Source organism: Prochlorococcus sp. MIT 1327 (assembly GCF_047304785.1).
GTDB lineage: Bacteria > Cyanobacteriota > Cyanobacteriia > PCC-6307 > Cyanobiaceae > Prochlorococcus > Prochlorococcus marinus_D.
In genome coordinates this window covers 881,982-899,032 of record NZ_CP138972.1, presented here as the reverse complement: position 1 = coordinate 899,032, position 17,051 = coordinate 881,982, and the positions used below count along the sequence as shown (strand labels likewise).

The 17,051-nt window shown below is 53.8% G+C and carries 15 protein-coding genes and 1 tRNA gene; 11 read left to right on the top strand and 5 right to left on the bottom strand.

Going from position 1 to position 17,051, the window contains the following annotated elements; translation table 11 throughout:
* Window position 1: 1 nt before the first annotated feature.
* From rodA to SIB80_RS04220, 7 genes are all read left to right on the top strand, one after another.
* Entirely contained in the window at window positions 2-1,285 is a 1,284-nt protein-coding gene (gene rodA, locus SIB80_RS04250) for a rod shape-determining protein RodA (protein ID WP_063419331.1), read from the top strand.
* The gene (locus SIB80_RS04245; protein WP_236065972.1) at window positions 1,282-2,676 is read left to right on the top strand and encodes a sensor histidine kinase; all 1,395 of its coding nucleotides are present in this window, start codon (window positions 1,282-1,284) and stop codon (window positions 2,674-2,676) included. Before rodA ends, SIB80_RS04245 begins: the two co-directional genes overlap by 4 nt.
* 118 nt (window positions 2,677-2,794) lie before the next feature.
* Window positions 2,795-3,223 (top strand): photosystem I reaction center subunit II PsaD, encoded by a 429-nt coding sequence (locus tag SIB80_RS04240; RefSeq protein ID WP_011826874.1) that lies wholly within the window; start codon window positions 2,795-2,797, stop codon window positions 3,221-3,223.
* Between the two features lie 64 nt (window positions 3,224-3,287).
* On the top strand, window positions 3,288-4,808 hold the full coding sequence (locus tag SIB80_RS04235) for an anthranilate synthase component I family protein (RefSeq protein ID WP_063397569.1): 1,521 nt from the start codon (window positions 3,288-3,290) through the stop codon (window positions 4,806-4,808).
* Window positions 4,805-5,947: a glutamate--cysteine ligase gene (gene gshA, locus SIB80_RS04230; protein ID WP_063419280.1), complete on the top strand. Its 1,143-nt coding sequence runs from the start codon at window positions 4,805-4,807 to the stop codon at window positions 5,945-5,947. The genes SIB80_RS04235 and gshA overlap by 4 nt, the downstream gene beginning before the upstream one ends.
* Window positions 5,944-8,958, top strand: coding sequence for a phosphoenolpyruvate carboxylase (gene ppc, locus SIB80_RS04225; RefSeq protein ID WP_205909620.1), 3,015 nt, complete (start codon window positions 5,944-5,946; stop codon window positions 8,956-8,958). Before gshA ends, ppc begins: the two co-directional genes overlap by 4 nt.
* Entirely contained in the window at window positions 8,930-9,412 is a 483-nt protein-coding gene (locus SIB80_RS04220; RefSeq protein WP_063400788.1) for a hypothetical protein, read from the top strand. Before ppc ends, SIB80_RS04220 begins: the two co-directional genes overlap by 29 nt.
* A gap of 191 nt (window positions 9,413-9,603) precedes the next feature.
* Here the strand turns inward: SIB80_RS04220 and SIB80_RS04215 are convergent.
* A tRNA-Arg gene (locus SIB80_RS04215) sits at window positions 9,604-9,677 on the bottom strand.
* Between the two features lie 108 nt (window positions 9,678-9,785).
* Here SIB80_RS04215 and recF point away from each other — a divergent pair.
* A complete protein-coding gene (gene recF, locus SIB80_RS04210; RefSeq protein WP_205909626.1) occupies window positions 9,786-10,883 on the top strand; it encodes a DNA replication/repair protein RecF in 1,098 nt (365 codons plus the stop codon).
* Window positions 10,884-10,910: 27 nt separating this feature from the next.
* Window positions 10,911-11,384: an adenosylmethionine decarboxylase gene (gene speD, locus SIB80_RS04205; protein ID WP_063419278.1), complete on the top strand. Its 474-nt coding sequence runs from the start codon at window positions 10,911-10,913 to the stop codon at window positions 11,382-11,384.
* 156 nt (window positions 11,385-11,540) lie between these two features.
* Here speD and SIB80_RS04200 read toward each other — a convergent pair whose 3' ends face one another.
* Window positions 11,541-11,855: a hypothetical protein gene (locus SIB80_RS04200; protein WP_169189835.1), complete on the bottom strand. Its 315-nt coding sequence runs from the start codon at window positions 11,853-11,855 to the stop codon at window positions 11,541-11,543.
* 847 nt (window positions 11,856-12,702) lie between these two features.
* Between SIB80_RS04200 and SIB80_RS04195 the strand changes: the two genes are divergently transcribed.
* A complete protein-coding gene (locus tag SIB80_RS04195; protein WP_169189836.1) occupies window positions 12,703-12,864 on the top strand; it encodes a hypothetical protein in 162 nt (53 codons plus the stop codon).
* A gap of 160 nt (window positions 12,865-13,024) precedes the next feature.
* Here SIB80_RS04195 and SIB80_RS04190 read toward each other — a convergent pair whose 3' ends face one another.
* Both SIB80_RS04190 and larE read right to left on the bottom strand, forming a co-directional pair.
* On the bottom strand, window positions 13,025-13,192 hold the full coding sequence (locus SIB80_RS04190) for a hypothetical protein (protein WP_169189837.1): 168 nt from the start codon (window positions 13,190-13,192) through the stop codon (window positions 13,025-13,027).
* 9 nt (window positions 13,193-13,201) lie between these two features.
* Window positions 13,202-14,068 carry an ATP-dependent sacrificial sulfur transferase LarE gene (gene larE, locus SIB80_RS04185; protein WP_236065971.1) on the bottom strand — a complete coding sequence of 289 codons (867 nt, stop codon included), beginning with the start codon at window positions 14,066-14,068 and terminating at the stop codon, window positions 13,202-13,204.
* A gap of 49 nt (window positions 14,069-14,117) precedes the next feature.
* Here larE and SIB80_RS04180 point away from each other — a divergent pair, with 49 nt between their 5' ends.
* Window positions 14,118-15,326, top strand: coding sequence for a cob(I)yrinic acid a,c-diamide adenosyltransferase (locus SIB80_RS04180; RefSeq protein ID WP_205909621.1), 1,209 nt, complete (start codon window positions 14,118-14,120; stop codon window positions 15,324-15,326).
* A gap of 306 nt (window positions 15,327-15,632) precedes the next feature.
* On the opposite strand, the gene moeB is transcribed toward SIB80_RS04180, so the two are convergent.
* Complete coding sequence (moeB, locus tag SIB80_RS04175; RefSeq protein ID WP_063419273.1) at window positions 15,633-16,796, bottom strand: molybdopterin-synthase adenylyltransferase MoeB; 1,164 nt, start codon at window positions 16,794-16,796, stop codon at window positions 15,633-15,635.
* Window positions 16,797-17,051: the final 255 nt, after the last annotated feature.

Genomic DNA, 17,051 nt, shown 5'->3' with positions numbered 1-17,051 from the left:
CATGCTTTCAAGCCAGAGGCGGCGACGCAATGGTGGCAAGTCCTTCCGTTCTAAGGGGCATCTACGCAGATGGTGGAAAGAACTGGATCTAGTGCTCTGGGGGGTGCCAGTGGCCATGGTGATCCTTGCGGGCGTCCTGATCGCCAGCACTCAAAGACAGGCTGATTACGCCGACTGGTATCACCACTGGATCACCGCTGGATTGGGATGCTTGGTCGCTCTGTTGCTGGCCCGATTGCCAGTCCAGAGACTGCGGCCGCTATTAATTCCCCTCTACGCACTCACTGTTCTGAGCCTGGTAGCCGTTCGCCTAATCGGCACCTCCGCCCTAGGCGCTCAGCGGTGGATCAGCATCGCTGGGGTGAATGTTCAGCCATCCGAATTCGCCAAACTGACAGCAATACTCCTTTTGGCAGCAGTACTCGACCGCCACCCGATAGAACGCCCCATCGACCTGATGAGGCCTTTGGCCGTGATTTCTGTGCCCTGGACACTGGTCTTCCTGCAACCGGATCTCGGCAGTTCACTCGTGTTCGGAGCCCTGCTAGTGACAATGCTCTATTGGGCTGACATGCCCTGGGAATGGGTCCTGTTGCTCCTATCACCTCTAGCCACAGCACTCCTTGCAGGGCTATGGCCTTGGACTCTCTGCGCATGGCTCCCTCTGATGGGTTTGCTGGCCTATCGCTCACTGCCATGGAAACGCCTAGCCGCTTCGCTCACTTTGGCGCTGCAAGGAGTCGTGGCTGTTACCACCCCTTGGCTTTGGTTGCATGGCCTCAAGGACTATCAAAGAGAAAGGCTGGTGCTGTTTCTCGATCCCACCAAAGACCCCCTAGGTGGTGGCTATCACCTCCTGCAAAGCACTGTGGGCATTGGCTCTGGCGGGCTATTTGGCACAGGGCTGCTGCAAGGTCAACTCACCAAGCTACGTTTCATCCCCGAGCAGCACACCGATTTCATCTTCAGTGCCCTAGGGGAAGAAACTGGCTTCATCGGGACCATCCTTGTCGTAACAGGCTTCGCGCTACTCATGGGACGCCTACTACAAGTTGCCAGAGAAGCCCGCACTGACTTCGAATCACTTGTTGTCATAGGCGTCGCCACGATGGTGATGTTCCAAGTGGTCGTGAACATCTTTATGACCATTGGCCTTGGCCCTGTAACTGGTATCCCCTTACCATTTATGAGCTATGGCCGCTCAGCAATGGTGGTGAACTTCGTAGCACTTGGACTCTGCCTTTCGGTGGCACGCCGAGGCCACACAAGACTCAACAACTGGTGAGCGATTCCATCTCGCTCACCACGATCCAACAACGGCTTGCAGAAGGTGTCACTCCTGGCCGAGTCGATGAAGCCACCGTTCGACGCCTGTGGTGGGCAGCTCTGGACACCTTGCAAGACGACATCCTGCTGCCCATGGATCCTGAAAAGGGGCTTTGGCTGGCAGCACCCCTACCTGCGCTCTATGAGCCAAGACTGCTCGAACGCTTAAAAGGATGGGTCTGGGCACCAGACGAGCTCGAAACACTCCATTCTCCTCAAGGCGGCCTCTTGCCCCCCAGTCGCGTGAGGTCATCAATCCATGAGAGAAGCAATTCAGCTGTCGGGGGCTATCAACGGTTACCACTGCGCCAAAACGATGGTCATGAGCCCCTTCTGCTGATCATTACCCCGGATGTTCAAATTGCCCTGGCCCTGCATGGCAAACCCGCAGAGCGCCATCTGTTAATGCGCAGTGATCCCGAAACCCTCAGTGATCTCTTGAAGATGCTGGACCTGAGACTGAACAGCGAAGACCCTGGCCATGCCATTGAGCTTCGTCAGGCTTTGGCAAACCTAGGACCTTTACAAAGCAACCCTGAACTAGAAAAAATCTTCTGGCCTCGGCTTGCGGAACGGTTGGCCGGCATGGCCCCAAGTCTCACACTGCAACCGATTCCTGAAAGATCACACCCGGCCAAATCCAGAGGAGAAACAAATCAAGAAACGAGTGCTGAACTCATTCTGCTGGAGGCACTCACTCACGAGGTGCGAACCCCACTAGCCACCATACGAACCCTGATCCACTCCCTGCTGCGGCGAAGTGACCTTCCTGGTGTCGTAGTCAAACGTCTCAAACAGATCGATGCTGAGTGCACTGAGCAAATTGATCGATTCGGTCTCATTTTTCATGCCGCAGAACTTCAGCGGCAGCCGCCAGAAGCGTCCATGCTCGCCCATACCGACCTCGGCGCCATGCTGGCCATGCTTCATCCAGCCTGGCGTCAGCAGCTCGAACGCCGCGGGGTAGGACTCCAGATCGATATCACCCCTGATTTGCCAGAAGTTCTTAGTGATCCAAGACGTCTTGAACCGATGCTGGGTGGATTAATTGATCGCACGAGCCGCGGCCTGCCAGCAGGTGGCAGCCTATCGCTCACACTTCGCCCTGCGGGCCCCCGCCTAAAGCTTCAAATCCTCAGCCAAATACCAAATCATGAAGATCAAGGAGCCAGCAGTAGGGATCAAAAGGCTGCTCTAGGCCCAGTGCTGAGCTGGGACCCCAAAACCGGCAGCCTGCAACTCAGCCAAGCAGCAACCCAACGAATGCTGGCTAGCTTGGGTGGGTGGCTAACACAGCGTCGGGACAAAGGGCTCACAGTATTTTTTCCCATCGCTGAGGAAAAACTTTGAACTCCAAAACAAGCCACAATGTTGACGGGTGTGAAGCTTGCTGCCAAGCAGTGCCATAGGGCACAAAACGCAGTGCTACTTTTCACCTGTAACGGTATGCCGATTCTCGAGGTTACTCATGACAGCAACGGCGTTAACAGGTCAGTATCCCAAGTATCTAGGGAGCACCGGGGGCCTTCTAAATTCCGCTGAAACCGAAGAGAAGTACGCCATCACTTGGAGCAGCTCAACAGCTCAGGCGTTCGAACTACCCACTGGCGGCGCAGCTGAAATGAATGAGGGCGAGAACCTCATGTATTTCGCTCGCAAAGAGCAATGCCTCGCGTTAGGCACTCAACTGCGTACCTTCAAACCCAAGATTGAAGACTACAAAATTTATCGCGTCTTCCCAGGTGGTGACACCGAATTCCTGCATCCAAAAGACGGCGTATTCCCCGAGAAAGTCAATGAAGGGAGGGTTATGGTGAACGTCAACAATCGCCGGATCGGAGAAAACGCCAATCCAGCTAAATTAAAATTCAGCGGGCGCAACACCTACGACGCCTGAGTTCCTTTCGCCTGAAGGGTACGGGGATCTTCAACCACTCGGCACCAGCTGCGAAGATTCCCTCATGCTCAGCTCTGATCGTGACCATTTCTTTGAGATGGCTGCTAGTGGTGCCAATTTCATTCCTTTGGCCCGCAGTTGGCCAGCGGATCTGGAGACCCCTCTAACAACTTGGTTAAAAGTTGGGGCAGACCATCCCCCTGGGGTTTTACTCGAATCGGTCGAAGGGGGTGAAACTCTTGGGCGTTGGAGTGTGGTTGCCTGCAATCCACTTTGGACAGCCACCTGCCGAGGGAATCACCTCAAACGTCGTTGGCGAGAAGGACAAACCGATGAAGCCATCGGCAACCCTTTTGAAGGCCTCCGGCAATGGCTTGCTCCTTATCGCACAGCAACCCTGCCAGGCCTACCCCCCCTTGGCCAGCTCTATGGAATGTGGGGTTTTGAACTGATCAAGTGGGTTGAACCCACAGTGCCCGTTCACTTAAGGGACAACAACGATCCGCCTGATGGTATCTGGATGCTGATGGACAGCATCTTGATCATTGATCAAGTTAAACGCCTCATCACTGCCGTGGCATACGCAGACCTGAGTGGCGAGCAAACGGCTAACGAAGCTTGGGACAAGGCACAAGCACGCATTCAAGACCTAGAAAAGTGCATGGCGGAACCACTTGCGCCGATTCAGCCACTGCAATGGCAACCAAAAAGTCAATCTCCACCTTCCACCATCAGTAACTACAGCCAACAAGGCTTTGAAGAGGCAGTTCAAACGGCCAAGCAACACATCGCCGCAGGGGATGTGTTCCAGCTTGTGATCAGTCAACGGCTGGAGACCAGAGTTCCTCAACAGCCACTTGAGCTCTACCGAAGTCTGCGGATGGTGAATCCTTCTCCATATATGGCTTTCTTTGACTTCGGCGACTGGCAGCTGATTGGCTCAAGCCCGGAGGTCATGGTCAAGGCGGAGCCTGTTGCCGATGGCATTAAGGCCAGCCTTCGGCCTATTGCCGGCACGCGTCAGCGTGGCGGCAACGAACTTGAGGACCGCAATCTTGAAGCAGAGTTGATGGCAGATCCCAAGGAACGTGCCGAGCATGTGATGTTGGTTGATCTTGGCCGCAATGACCTTGGACGCGTTTGCAGGCCGGGCAGTGTGACGGTGAAAGAGCTGATGGTGATCGAGAAATATTCCCACGTCATGCACATCGTCAGTGCAGTGGAAGGTGTGCTTGCCAAAGGCAAGGATGTTTGGGATCTACTCATGGCCTCATTCCCAGCAGGCACGGTCAGTGGCGCCCCAAAAATCAGAGCCATGCAGCTCATTCATGAGCTCGAACCCGACTCACGAGGACCTTATTCAGGTGTGTATGGGTCCATCGATCTCAACGGTGCTCTGAATACAGCTATAACCATTCGCACAATGATTGTGCGGCCCCATCCTGAAGGCGGCTGGCAAGTCAAGGTTCAAGCAGGCGCTGGTGTTGTGGCCGATTCCATCCCCACCAAGGAATACGAAGAGACCCTCAACAAGGCAAGGGGAATGCTCACAGCCCTGGCCTGCCTCGAGTCCCACAAATCATGAATACCCGGCTGCTACTTAAGGGGTTCGAAGTGGAGCTGTTCACAGGACGCTTCAGCGGTGAGCACGTCGGCGTAGCTACTTCCGTAGCAAGCGATCTTGCTGATTTCGTCACAGAACCAGACCACCGAAATCTGGAATACATCACTGAGCCAAATCAACACTACGGCCCATTGAGGGAAGCCCTGCTGGCTCCTAGGCGAAGACTGCGCCAATGGTTGGTTCCACGGCAGCTCACATTGATTCCTGGTAGCACCCTCAGCCTGGGGGACAGTCATCACTTTGAACGATCAGATCCGCTCAACCCCTATCACGATTTGATTGAGGCCAACTACGGCACCAGGGTGGTCACCACCAGTGTCCACATCAACCTAGGGCTTGAAGATCTACCGCTGCTGTTTGCTGCGCTGCGCTTGGTGCGTTGTGAAGCAGCCCTCTTTCTTGCCCTGAGTGCAAGCTCCCCCTTCCTCGATGGCCAGCCCACGGGAAGCCACTCTCAGCGATGGCTGCAATTTCCACTCACTCCAGAGCGGGTACCACTCTTCCAAAACCATCCTGACTATGTCGCTTGGGTTGAAGCACAACTGGCCACTGGCACGATGCAAAATGAGCGTCATCTATGGACCTCAGTACGGCCAAACGGACCTCGCCGCCCCTATCAACTCAACCGTCTAGAGCTGCGCATCTGCGACTTAATCACCGATCCTGATGTTCTGCTTGCAGTGACTGCCCTAATCGAACTGCGCGTACTCAGCCTTCTTCAGAACCCAAGCCAACTGGATCCACTCAAAGTGAGTCGACTAACCACCAATGAACTTGCTGATCTTTGTGATGCAAATGATTCTGCTGTCGCTCAAATGAGCCTGGACGCAACCCTGCACCACTGGCGAGATGGGAGCCCCATCCTGTGCCGCTCCTGGATCGAGACAATGCTCGAGGGAATCATTCCGATCAGTAGAGATCTAGGTCTGGAGCAACAACTTGCACCGCTGCATACAGTCCTAAATAAGGGAAATAAAGCCATGCAATGGCTACAGAACTATGCCGATGGCAAGTCTGTGGAGGCTGTCATTCAAGACAGCATTGCCGAAATGAACGCCGAAGAGCTCAACGCAAGCAAAGCCGAGGCCATTTTGGGATGATCATGGCCAAACCTGAGTCCACTAGCGCATCGATGCAGCAGTCTTCCGCCCAAAAACCTGATTGCGAACAGCCCAGGGCAATCGGGGAAGGGCAGCAGGCAGGACGCTTACTGCAGAACCGCCTTGAACTGGTGGAAGACCTTTGGCAAACGGTGCTACGCAGCGAATGTCCACCGGATCAGGCAGAACGACTACTTCGACTGAAGCAACTCAGTGAACCTTTGGCCCTTGAAGGTGCAGATGAGAACAGTGCCGGCAGAGCAATCGTGCTGTTGATCCAAGAGATGGACCTGGCAGAAGCGATCACCGCAGCACGCGCCTTCTCCCTCTATTTCCAACTGGTGAATATCCTCGAGCAACGGATCGAGGAAGACAGCTACCTCGCAAGTATGTCCTCTGGCAAAGAAAACAACCGCCAAGAGAAACCCTATGACCCCTTTGCTCCACCGCTCGCTACGCAGACAGACCCAGCCACATTCAGGGAGCTGTTCGAACGACTTCGCCGTCTCAACGTGCCACCAGCTCAGCTGGAGACCCTTCTACAGGAGATGGATATCCGCCTGGTTTTCACTGCTCATCCCACTGAAATCGTCCGTCATACCGTTCGCCATAAGCAACGCAAGGTTGCAAGCCTGTTGCAGCAGTTTCAATCAGATCCAACAAAATCGACATCTGAGAAAGAAAGCCTGAGACTGCAGCTTGAGGAGGAGATCAGGCTCTGGTGGCGGACCGATGAGCTTCATCAGTTCAAGCCCTCCGTTCTGGATGAGGTGGATTACGCCCTCCACTATTTCCAACAGGTGCTTTTTGATGCCATGCCCCAGCTACGGCGTCGCCTGATCACTGCAATGGCCGAGAGCTATCCGGACGTGCACATTCCACAAGCTGCCTTCTGCACTTTTGGATCTTGGGTTGGATCAGACCGAGACGGCAATCCTTCCGTTACACCAGAAATCACCTGGCGCACCGCCTGTTATCAACGTCAGCTGATGCTGGAGCGCTATGTCAATGCCGTTCAAAAACTCCGTGATCAACTCAGCATCTCCATGCAATGGAGCCAGGTAAGCACTCCACTGTTGGAGTCACTGGAAATGGACCGGCTTCGATTCCCCGAGGTTTACGAGGAACGCGCAGCCCGCTATCGACTCGAGCCTTATCGACTCAAACTCAGCTACACCCTGGAGAGGTTGAAACTCACTCAACAACGCAACCAGCAATTGGCCGAAGCCGGCTGGCAAACCCCACCAGAAGGCCTAAACCCCAGCCCCAATCGAATTAATGCGGGAGAAGCCCTTCACTACAAATCAGTAGCAGAATTCCGCAGCGACCTGGAACTGATCCGCAACAGCCTGGTCAGCACAGACCTGAGCTGTGAGCCTCTGGATACCCTCTTAAATCAGGTCCACATCTTCGCTTTCTCGCTAGCCAGCCTTGACATCCGCCAGGAGAGCAATCGCCACAGCGATGCTCTCGACGAATTAACCCGCTACCTAAACCTCCCTAAGGCCTATGGCGACATGGCCGAAAATGAGCGAGTGCAATGGTTAATGGAGGAACTACAGACTCGCCGTCCCCTGATCCCCTCTGCCGTTATCTGGTCGCCCAGTACTGCAGAAACGGTGGCCGTGTTTCGCATGCTGCACCGACTGCAGGAAGAATTCGGCAGCCGAATCTGCCGCACATATGTGATCTCAATGAGTCACACAGTTTCCGATCTACTCGAGGTGCTGCTGCTAGCCAAAGAAGCCGGCCTCGTGGATCCGGCTGCTGGCCATGCCGAACTGCTTGTGGTGCCCCTCTTCGAAACCGTAGAGGATCTCCAGCGGGCTCCAGCAGTAATGGAGTCACTTTTGAGTTCACCTGTCTACCGCAATTTGCTCCCTCGAGTGAGCGAACAGGTCCAACCTCTGCAGGAGCTGATGCTTGGCTATTCGGACAGCAACAAAGACTCCGGATTTCTATCCAGCAATTGGGAGATCCATCAAGCCCAAATTGCCCTGCAAGATCTAGCTAACCGCCAGGGTGTGGCTCTGCGCCTTTTCCATGGACGCGGTGGATCTGTTGGCAGAGGAGGTGGCCCTGCCTACCAAGCAATCCTTGCCCAACCAAGCGGAACCGTGCGCGGCCGAATCAAGATCACTGAGCAGGGAGAAGTACTGGCATCGAAATACAGCCTGCCCGAACTAGCCCTTTACAACCTAGAAACATTCACAACGGCCGTCCTGCAAAACAGTCTGGTAACCAACCAGCTAGATGCCACCCCAAGTTGGAATCAACTGATGACCAGACTGGCTGGCCGTTCACGTGAGCACTATCGGGCCCTCGTCCACAACAACCCAGATCTGGTGGCCTTCTTCCAGCAAGTCACGCCGATCGAAGAAATCAGCAAATTGCAAATCTCCAGCCGTCCTGCTCGACGCAAAAGCGGCGCCAAGGACCTCTCTAGTCTGAGAGCGATCCCCTGGGTATTTGGCTGGACGCAAAGTCGATTCCTGCTACCGAGCTGGTTTGGCGTTGGAACAGCCTTAGCCGCTGAAGTCGAATCAGACGCTGACCAGCTTGACCTTCTACGCAGACTGCACCAACGCTGGCCATTCTTCCGAATGCTGATCTCCAAGGTGGAGATGACCCTTTCAAAAGTAGACCTAGACCTGGCCCATCACTACATGACTAGCCTTGGCCGCGAAGATTACCGTGAAGCCTTTAAGCGTATCTTCGAGATCATCGAAACGGAGTACAGCCTCACCCGCCGGTTGGTCTTAAACATCACAGGACAACCCAGGTTGCTCGCAGCCGATCCCGCCCTTCAGCTATCAGTCGATCTTCGCAATCGCACGATCGTGCCCCTTGGTTTTCTGCAAGTGGCCCTGCTTCGCAAGCTGCGTGATCAGAACCGGCAGCCACCCATGAACGATGCTGGCGATGGTCGCACTTACAGCCGCAGCGAACTGCTAAGAGGCGCACTGCTCACCATTAACGGCATTGCTGCAGGCATGCGCAACACCGGTTGAAACCACCTTGCTTGCCTTTCTTCAACAGCCCGAACTCCCCCCCGGCTTCCGGCTAGACCTTGAACAGCCACCCAATCCTCAAGCACTCAACAAACTTCTCGCTCGTTGTAGAGAAGCCACTCACACCTCAGAGCAATGGGCACTGGCCTTTGAGCGAAGCGTTTGGCATCTAAGCATTATTGAACAAGAAAAAGGAACCCTGGTTGGTTTTGTGCGCGCCACAAGCGACCATGGCCTCAATGTCAACCTCTGGAATCTCGTCGCCCAACCCGGCTCATTACAAGCACAATTGCTTGCAGTTCTCGTGCATCAAGCGCTTGACAATTTGCGCCGAATCATGCCTGGTTGCAGCATCTCAATATTGGCACCTTCCATCTCCCTCAAAGCATTGAAGGATCAAGGCTTCATCATTGATCCAGATGGCATACGAGCGATGAGTTATCGACTCCGCTAAGTCGTCGAGTCAACATCGTTATCGGATCCTTCCTGCAGCGATCTGAACCACGCTTTTGACCCAAGCATGGCGAGAGAACTGCAGCACTCTGGCCATCTTTGCTTGACCAACTACAACCTGAATTGAGATCAGCGCCTCAACTGAACGATGCCACTGAAAGCTCTAGAAGAGTATGGGAGCTAAAGCAAATACGAGCATGGAGGGACTCGAACCCCCGACCCTCAGAACCGGAATCTGATGCTCTATCCAACTGAGCTACATGCCCACAAATATCGGCTGGATGCCGCTATATGAGAGCAACTCTCAAGCCCCCTCAATCAAGGTACCTTAACCTCATGCCGCTCCAAGACCGATTCGGCTTCACCAGCTCGAACTGCAGGGGTATCGCAATTACAGCAGGCTTCAGCTGGAGTTGACGGAAAATCGGCTGCTGGTCATTGGCCCCAACGGCATCGGCAAATCCAACCTTCTCGAAGCCGTAGAGCTGCTCGGCAGTCTGCGCTCGCATCGCGCCAGCAGCGACCAAGACTTGATCCACTGGGAAGAACAGCGGGCCCTACTTCGCGCTATCGCTGATGACACTGAGAAGCTCGAACTGGAATTGCGGCGGAAAGGAGGTCGACAAGCCCGCCGCAACGGCAAAACGCTCACCCGCCAATTGGATCTAATCGGTCCACTGCGTTGCGTTGGGTTTAGCGCTCTCGATCTCAATCTCGTTCGAGGCGAGCCTGCCCTGCGGCGCCAATGGCTTGATCGCGTCGTACAACAACTTGAACCGATCTATTCAGATCTAATCAGTCGCTTCAACAAGCTGCTGCGTCAGCGAAGCCAGCTGTGGCGTCAGTGGCGCCACATCCCGATTCAGGAGCGTGATTCCCTCTTGGATGCCTTCGATGTACAGATGGCTTTAGTCAGCACACGCATTCATCGACGTCGCAGTCGAGCTCTCGCCCGCCTTGAACCACTTGCCGCCCGATGGCAGGAAACCCTCAGCAAACACAAGGAACGGTTGCGACTCGACTATCAGCCAGGCAGCCAACTGGAAGGTGAGGAAGCTGAAGAACCTTGGCGGTTGGCGATCGAAACGCAACTCTTCGGCCAGCGCAGTGAGGAGGAACGGTTAGGAAGTTGCCGGATCGGTCCTCACCGCGACGAGGTGAGATTGCTACTCAACGATTCAGAAGCGCGCCGCTTTGGCTCAGCAGGACAACAACGAACCGTGGTGCTGGCGCTCAAGCTTGCCGAACTAGAACTCGTAGGCGAACTCTGCGGTGAACCCCCTCTGCTGTTATTGGATGACGTTCTTGCGGAACTGGATCCCGGCAGACAGTTGCTGCTGCTCGAGGCTGTAGGAGAGAAGCATCAGTGCCTCGTTAGCGCGACCCATTTGGAGGGCTTCCAGGATGAATGGCAACAACAATCACAGATCATCGAAGCAGGATCTTTAAATCGATCGGGAGAGGTCCGCTAAGGTGGCTAGCTGATTTTTATTGCCTTGATGGAGAGAACCCTGTCTTGCTTGCATCCCAATCCAGGATGGGAAGACACCAATTGCCAAGACAACACAAACTCCATCAATCACAGCGCCACCGACATGGTGGGCAAGCACTGCATCCTCGAGCTTTATGACTGCGATCACGCCAAGCTCAATGACGAAGCCTTTCTGAGAACCACGATCACAACAGCAGCCAAGCGTGCTGGTGCCACTCTGCTCAATCTGATCACCCACCGATTTGAACCTCAGGGGGTCACAGGGCTTGCCCTTCTAGCTGAATCGCATCTCTCCATCCACACATGGCCTGAGAATGGTTATGCGGCGGTGGATGTCTTCACTTGCGGCGATCAAACAATGCCGGAACAAGCTTGTGAGCTCTTACGCCAGGAACTTGGCGCTAAAAGCCATGCATTAAAGAGCTTCCAACGGGAAACACCAGCAGCTCTAGCGACCGCAGTACGCCATCCAAAGGCTTAATCAGCTAGCTACAGCGACCTGCTGAAACCAATACTGAAGCATTTGAGTGATCGTTACAGGCACTTCTAAAAGGCAAGAGGTATCTAAACACCTACTCACATTGCCCCATTCATCCACCTTCCGGTTCGTAGTGGCTTGAGATTCAGAGGCTGGTGACTAGTCAAGCCTCCTGTCATGCTCAAACTTATCCAAATGCTCTTCTTCTAACCTCAACCTTTGCTCTTCCCTTTTGCGATCATCGTCTCTCTTTCTCTCTTCTAAAGCAAGAACTTGCCCCAACCCAATCACCATTCCATTCAGTTCATCAAACCTTTTGTTCATTTGCCCTAGCATTCTTTCTAGGTCTTGAATAGCCAATTCTGTTTGACTGAGCTGTTCTTGAGACTCCTTCAGCAGTTCCGATGTAGGCTTCATAGCAAGTATTGAAAAGTATTTGAATACAGAGAAATTTCCTAGCGAAAGAGTGACCACAACGCTCTAACAATTTGGCTAAATCGTTCCAGCCACTTATCTACAACCACAACTAACACTGGATATTTAGAGGGGGAAAATAACAGCCTAGTAAATATAAACCCCGGAGCGAGAGAATGATTCAACATGAACACAGGTTCGGTTTACTCTCCATCTTTCAGCCATAAGCAATGTATATGGATGCAGACAAAAGGAGATGAAAGCCAGACCAAAGATGAAGAAGGGTTAGCCATCATCTCCATTGTCTGATTAAAAGCATTGAAAGCTTCGTTTCACCTAAATGTTGTTAGTTCCACCAGCCCTTGCCAAAACAAGCCAAACCTCTTCCTGTCAGGGAACTTCAACAACTAAGCATCAAAAAGCCCCGCCAATAGGTGGGGCTTTTGCTTATTTATTTTCTCCCCCTAGAGCGGTGGCGACTTTTTGTTTTCATCCTTCACCGCTATCCATAGATTCACCCAACCTCTTTAAAAACGCAGTGTCCTGGCTCAATGCCAGCGGTGAGTTTGAGCACAAGCATCTAGAACCTATGCATTGGCTCTGCAAGGAGAGCAAACAACTGACATGAAGGAGGGCACCCGCGTTGGATGCCCTCAAGTCCAGGAAAGGTTTTCAGGGTTTCGACGTCCTCGGACTCCTGATCTAGGTCTAAGCAAGCAGGAATCAGTCGTCAGTTAGGCAAAAACTGCTAAATCTCCGACCTAGGTGGCTCCCAAGCGGCCTCTCTAGCAGGTTGAATTTGATGTGCAGAAATGCTCATGGTTGATTCTGCAAAAGTCTGTATTGTTTGCGAGCTGGAAGTGCAGCCGAAGGTTTGCCACCAGCACACCCAAACAGCATTGAGTACTTGGATAAGAACACAGCCATTCGTGAAGCAGAGGTCCTGCGGATTGAGGCATCCCTCGCCGCAAAGCCTCATAGCCAAAAAGCCTTGGCCAACCTCCCAGCTACCAAGAAGACGACTGGTGTTCGCTCTGCTCGCCCTGAATCAAGCTCCAATCGCAACTGAAGCTGTTCTCCGTACTGAAGAAATTCTCCGTTTTGCTTGTGTTGTCAAGATCCAGACCGACAAAGGGATAGGGCATCTCAACAGCCTCCCTTATGCGACACCCTTGTGAGCCAGCGTGGCTCAACAATCGGCAGAGATAGCTCTAACGAGCTGATTGCCCCTAAAGCCCCAGACAAGCTGTTGTTGCCCTACTCGCCCAGCTGTAAAAGCAGCGAGAAAGTCCTTCCAGGCTTTGCCCTATCGCATCAGAGAGAGCACCAAGCTCAATCTCCCGCCGATGGCAACGCAGTGGAACAGGAGTCGCGAAAGGAATAAAGCCGTAAGCCATTCCACGCCTTCAATGTTCTTGGCCAGTGCGATTGAGCTTGCCACTGACCAAACCTTCCAGATCAAGGCTGATGGAGGTGAAACCCAGCGCAAGGAAATGCGCGACGACCTGCTCACGATCCAACTCAAGCACCACATCCTCAATCCGATCCGCGGGAACTTCAATACGCGCAGCTAAGCCCTGACTGCGCACTCGCACCTCAGTAAAACCAAGCGTTTTTAACCAGGCTTCAGCCAGACCAACCTGACGCAATCGCTGAGCCGTGATGCTATTGCCATAGGGGAAACGAGAAGCCAGGCAGGGCTGCGCGGGCTTATCCCACCAAGGGAAGCCAAGAGCTCGTGAGATCTGACGTACACCCGCTTTGTCAATCTCCAGTTCAGCCAAAGGAGAACGCACACCTGCCTGACGACCCGCCTCAATGCCAGGTCGATGCTCTCCCAAGTCGTCGTGATTCACGCCATCCACCACCTGAGCTCCACCGGCTGACTGAGCAATCGGGCCCAGATGGCGATGTAATTCACGCTTACAAGCAAAACAACGGTCTATAGGGTTGCTGCTATAGGCCGGATCATCCAATTCCTCAGTCACGCATTCCTGGTGACGAATCTCAAGCCAGGCAGCCTGTTGACGAGCCTCATCGAGAAGATCAGGGGCAAGTGCAGGAGAAACCCCTGTCACCGCAAAGGCTTGAGGTCCAAGTTGTTCTTGTGCGATCGCTGCCACTAGTGCACTATCAACTCCACCGGAATAGGCCACACACACGCGCCTAAAACTGGCAAGACACTTGCGCAACCTCTGCAACTGGGCATACTCACGATCTGGCAGCGCTTCCAACTGCCGAAACACCGCTGCACCAGCCGTCCCAGCAACCACCTTCTCAGCCCATCGATCTCGTTAGGCTTCAACCGTAGAGGACCCGTCAATGGCTTCGCAGACGGCAGCATCCAAGACACCCAGCAATCGCCAAACATCAAGCGGCAGAAGAGGACGTGGGATTGGCATCGCGACCGCAGCCGAAAGCAATGAACGCAGTCATGGCCAACTGCACATCTATGACGGCGAGGGAAAAGGCAAAAGTCAGGCCGCTCTTGGTGTTGTCCTACGCACCATCGGGCTCGGGATCTGCGAGCAACGACGAACCAGGGTGCTGTTGCTTCGATTCCTCAAAGGCCCAGGCCGCGCCTACGACGAAGATGCTGCCATTGAGGCACTGCAACAGGGCTTTCCACACCTGATCGACCAAGTACGCACTGGTCGAGGTGAATTTTTCATCGCCGAGGACGCTACCCGCTTTGATCGTCAAGAAGCCCAACGCGGCTGGGATATCGCCAAGGGAGCCATCGCCAGCGCCCTCTATTCAGTCGTTGTGCTTGATGAACTCAATCCCGTGCTGGATCTAGGCCTGCTGGCTGTTGAAGATGTAGTCAAAACACTCACCGACCGACCTGACGGCATGGAAATCATCGTCACCGGACGGGCCGCTCCAAGAGCCCTAGTTGAGGTAGCCGATCTGCATTCCGAAATGCGCGCCCATCGTCGTATGGAGCCTCAAGCTGATGGCGTTATTCCCTTCATGACCACCGGTGGCATTGAGATCTACACCGGTGAGGGCAAAGGCAAGTCCACCAGTGCCCTAGGCAAGGCTCTACAGGCCATTGGCCGTGGCATCAGCCAAGACAAAAGCCATCGCGTGTTGATCTTGCAGTGGCTTAAAGGTGGCAATGGCTACACCGAAGACGCTGCCATTGCAGCCTTAAGAGAAAGCTATCCCCACCTTGTTGATCATCTGCGTTCCGGCCGGGATGCCATCGTATGGCGAGGTCAACAACAACCGATCGATTATGTGGAAGCAGAGCGCGCATGGGAAATTGCCAGAGCCGCCATCGCCAGTGGGCTCTATAAAACTGTCATCCTCGATGAACTCAATCCCAGCGTGGATCTTGAACTGATTCCTGTGGAGCCGATTGTTCAAACCCTGCTGCGTAAGCCTGCCGAAACCGAAGTAATCATCACCGGCCGCTGCAAAAACCAACCTGCCTACTTCGACCTGGCCGGCGTCCACTCAGAAATGGTATGCCACAAGCACTACGCCGAGCAGGGCGTAGACCTCAAGCGAGGCGTGGATTACTGAATAAACAACTTGTTAATAACACCTTCAACTGATTCCTGTCGCATCAAAGCCAACCTCGAGTCTTAATCATTTAGGAATTAAAACGATTCAAGCTCTTATTTCTGGAAGCCCAGCAGATAAAACAGCTTGATCAAGGCGACTTGCATGACACGGCCACGAGCGGGCAGATAGAAACAAGCCGCGACAGGGTTGCTCGCGACCCAGCGAGTTAGAGGTGCAATCAATCACCAACTTTCAACTGGAATAGGTTGCCCTGCATGAGCATGGGGGACGAACTAGAGCGCTACAGGATGATCTCAGTAACTCTCAGTAACGCTGCACCGAGGGGTCAACCTCCTGGCTCCAAGCGTCGATTCCACCTGCCACATTGATGCCCTCAATGCCAGCACGCTTGAGAGCAATGAGAGCCTTGGCGCTTCGCCCCCCCAGCTTGCAATGAACATAAAGTCGCTTCCCCTTAAGCAAATGGCGCAATTGCTCGAGAGCACTCCCGCTCTCAATCTGATCAAGGGGTATCAGCACAGAGCCGGCAATCGTGGCAATTTCTGCTTCCTTGGGAGTGCGCACATCAAGGAGCAAGATGTCGTCTGCACCGCTGTCGAACAGCGCTTTGAACTCGCTGACAGTAATACTCGCCACCGCGCCTGCCTCCGGGGCAATGTCGCCCATTCCACAAAAATCCTGATAGTCAATCAGCCTATCGATGACAGGGCGCTCGGGGCTAGGGCGCAACTTGAGCTCGCGGAAGCCCATCTTGAGAGCATCGAATAACAGAAGCCTGCCGCTGAGGCTGGTCCCGACCCCGATGATGATCTTCACCGTTTCGATGGCCTGAATCAGGCCGATGATCCCAGGCAACACGCCAACGACACCACCTTCTGCGCAGGAAGGAACCATCTCTGCAGGTGGCGGTTCTGGGAACAGATCGCGGTAGTTAGGGCTGTCTCGAGTGAGATTAAAAACAGAAGCCTGCCCTTCAAACCTGAAGACTGCACCGTAGATATTGGGTTTACCCAGTATCACGCAAGCGTCGTTGACCAAATAGCGAGTGGGGAAGTTGTCAGTGCCATCGCAAACGATGTCATAAGGGCGAATGATCTCGAGCGCGTTCTCACTAGTGAGGGCGATCTCGTAGAGATCCACCTGGCAATGAGGATTGATCTCATGGATGCGAGCCTTTGCCGACTCGATCTTCGGTTTGCCAAGCCAACTTGTGCCGTGAATCACCTGACGCTGCAGGTTGCTGTGATCTACCACATCAAAATCAACGATACCCAGACGCCCTACACCAGCAGCTGCTAGGTAGAGCAACATCGGAGAACCAAGACCACCGACGCCGACACAGAGCACAGAAGCAGCCTTGAGGCGCTTTTGTCCTACTAGGCCCACCTCAGGAAGAGTCAGGTGCCTTGAAAAGCGTGCGATCTCATCGGGCAAGAGCTCAACAGCACTGATATCAAGAGGAAGCATGGCGGCTGGCGCGTGGTTCAAAGCAAAATGAGCTTCCTACTCTCCCAAAGCTTCGAAGCAAACCAACGCCAATCCTGCTTGTTGATGAACTCAACCACAACCCGAATCATCTGCTGCTAGCTCTAAAAGAAAAGGCCTCTGAATGCAGAAGAATCACCGCTATCTCCAGACAACCAGTTAAAGGGGGAGGCTCAAGCCAAAACGAGCACCAAAAGCATTCCACTATCCCAGTATTACTATTGCCAATTGGGAATA

Bases quoted from the DNA above. Each gene is read 5' to 3' on its own strand.
- rodA (WP_063419331.1), top strand. From the start codon at position 2: ATGCTTTCAAGCCAGAGGCGGCGACGCAATGGTGGCAAGTCCTTCCGT.
- SIB80_RS04240 (WP_011826874.1), top strand. From the start codon at position 2,795: ATGACAGCAACGGCGTTAACAGGTCAGTATCCCAAGTATCTAGGGAGC.
- SIB80_RS04235 (WP_063397569.1), top strand. From the start codon at position 3,288: ATGCTCAGCTCTGATCGTGACCATTTCTTTGAGATGGCTGCTAGTGGT.
- gshA (WP_063419280.1), top strand. From the start codon at position 4,805: ATGAATACCCGGCTGCTACTTAAGGGGTTCGAAGTGGAGCTGTTCACA.
- ppc (WP_205909620.1), top strand. From the start codon at position 5,944: ATGATCATGGCCAAACCTGAGTCCACTAGCGCATCGATGCAGCAGTCT.
- speD (WP_063419278.1), top strand. From the start codon at position 10,911: ATGGAGAGAACCCTGTCTTGCTTGCATCCCAATCCAGGATGGGAAGAC.
- SIB80_RS04190 (WP_169189837.1), bottom strand. From the start codon at position 13,192: ATGGCTTACGGCTTTATTCCTTTCGCGACTCCTGTTCCACTGCGTTGC.
- SIB80_RS04180 (WP_205909621.1), top strand. From the start codon at position 14,118: ATGGCTTCGCAGACGGCAGCATCCAAGACACCCAGCAATCGCCAAACA.
- moeB (WP_063419273.1), bottom strand. From the start codon at position 16,796: ATGCTTCCTCTTGATATCAGTGCTGTTGAGCTCTTGCCCGATGAGATC.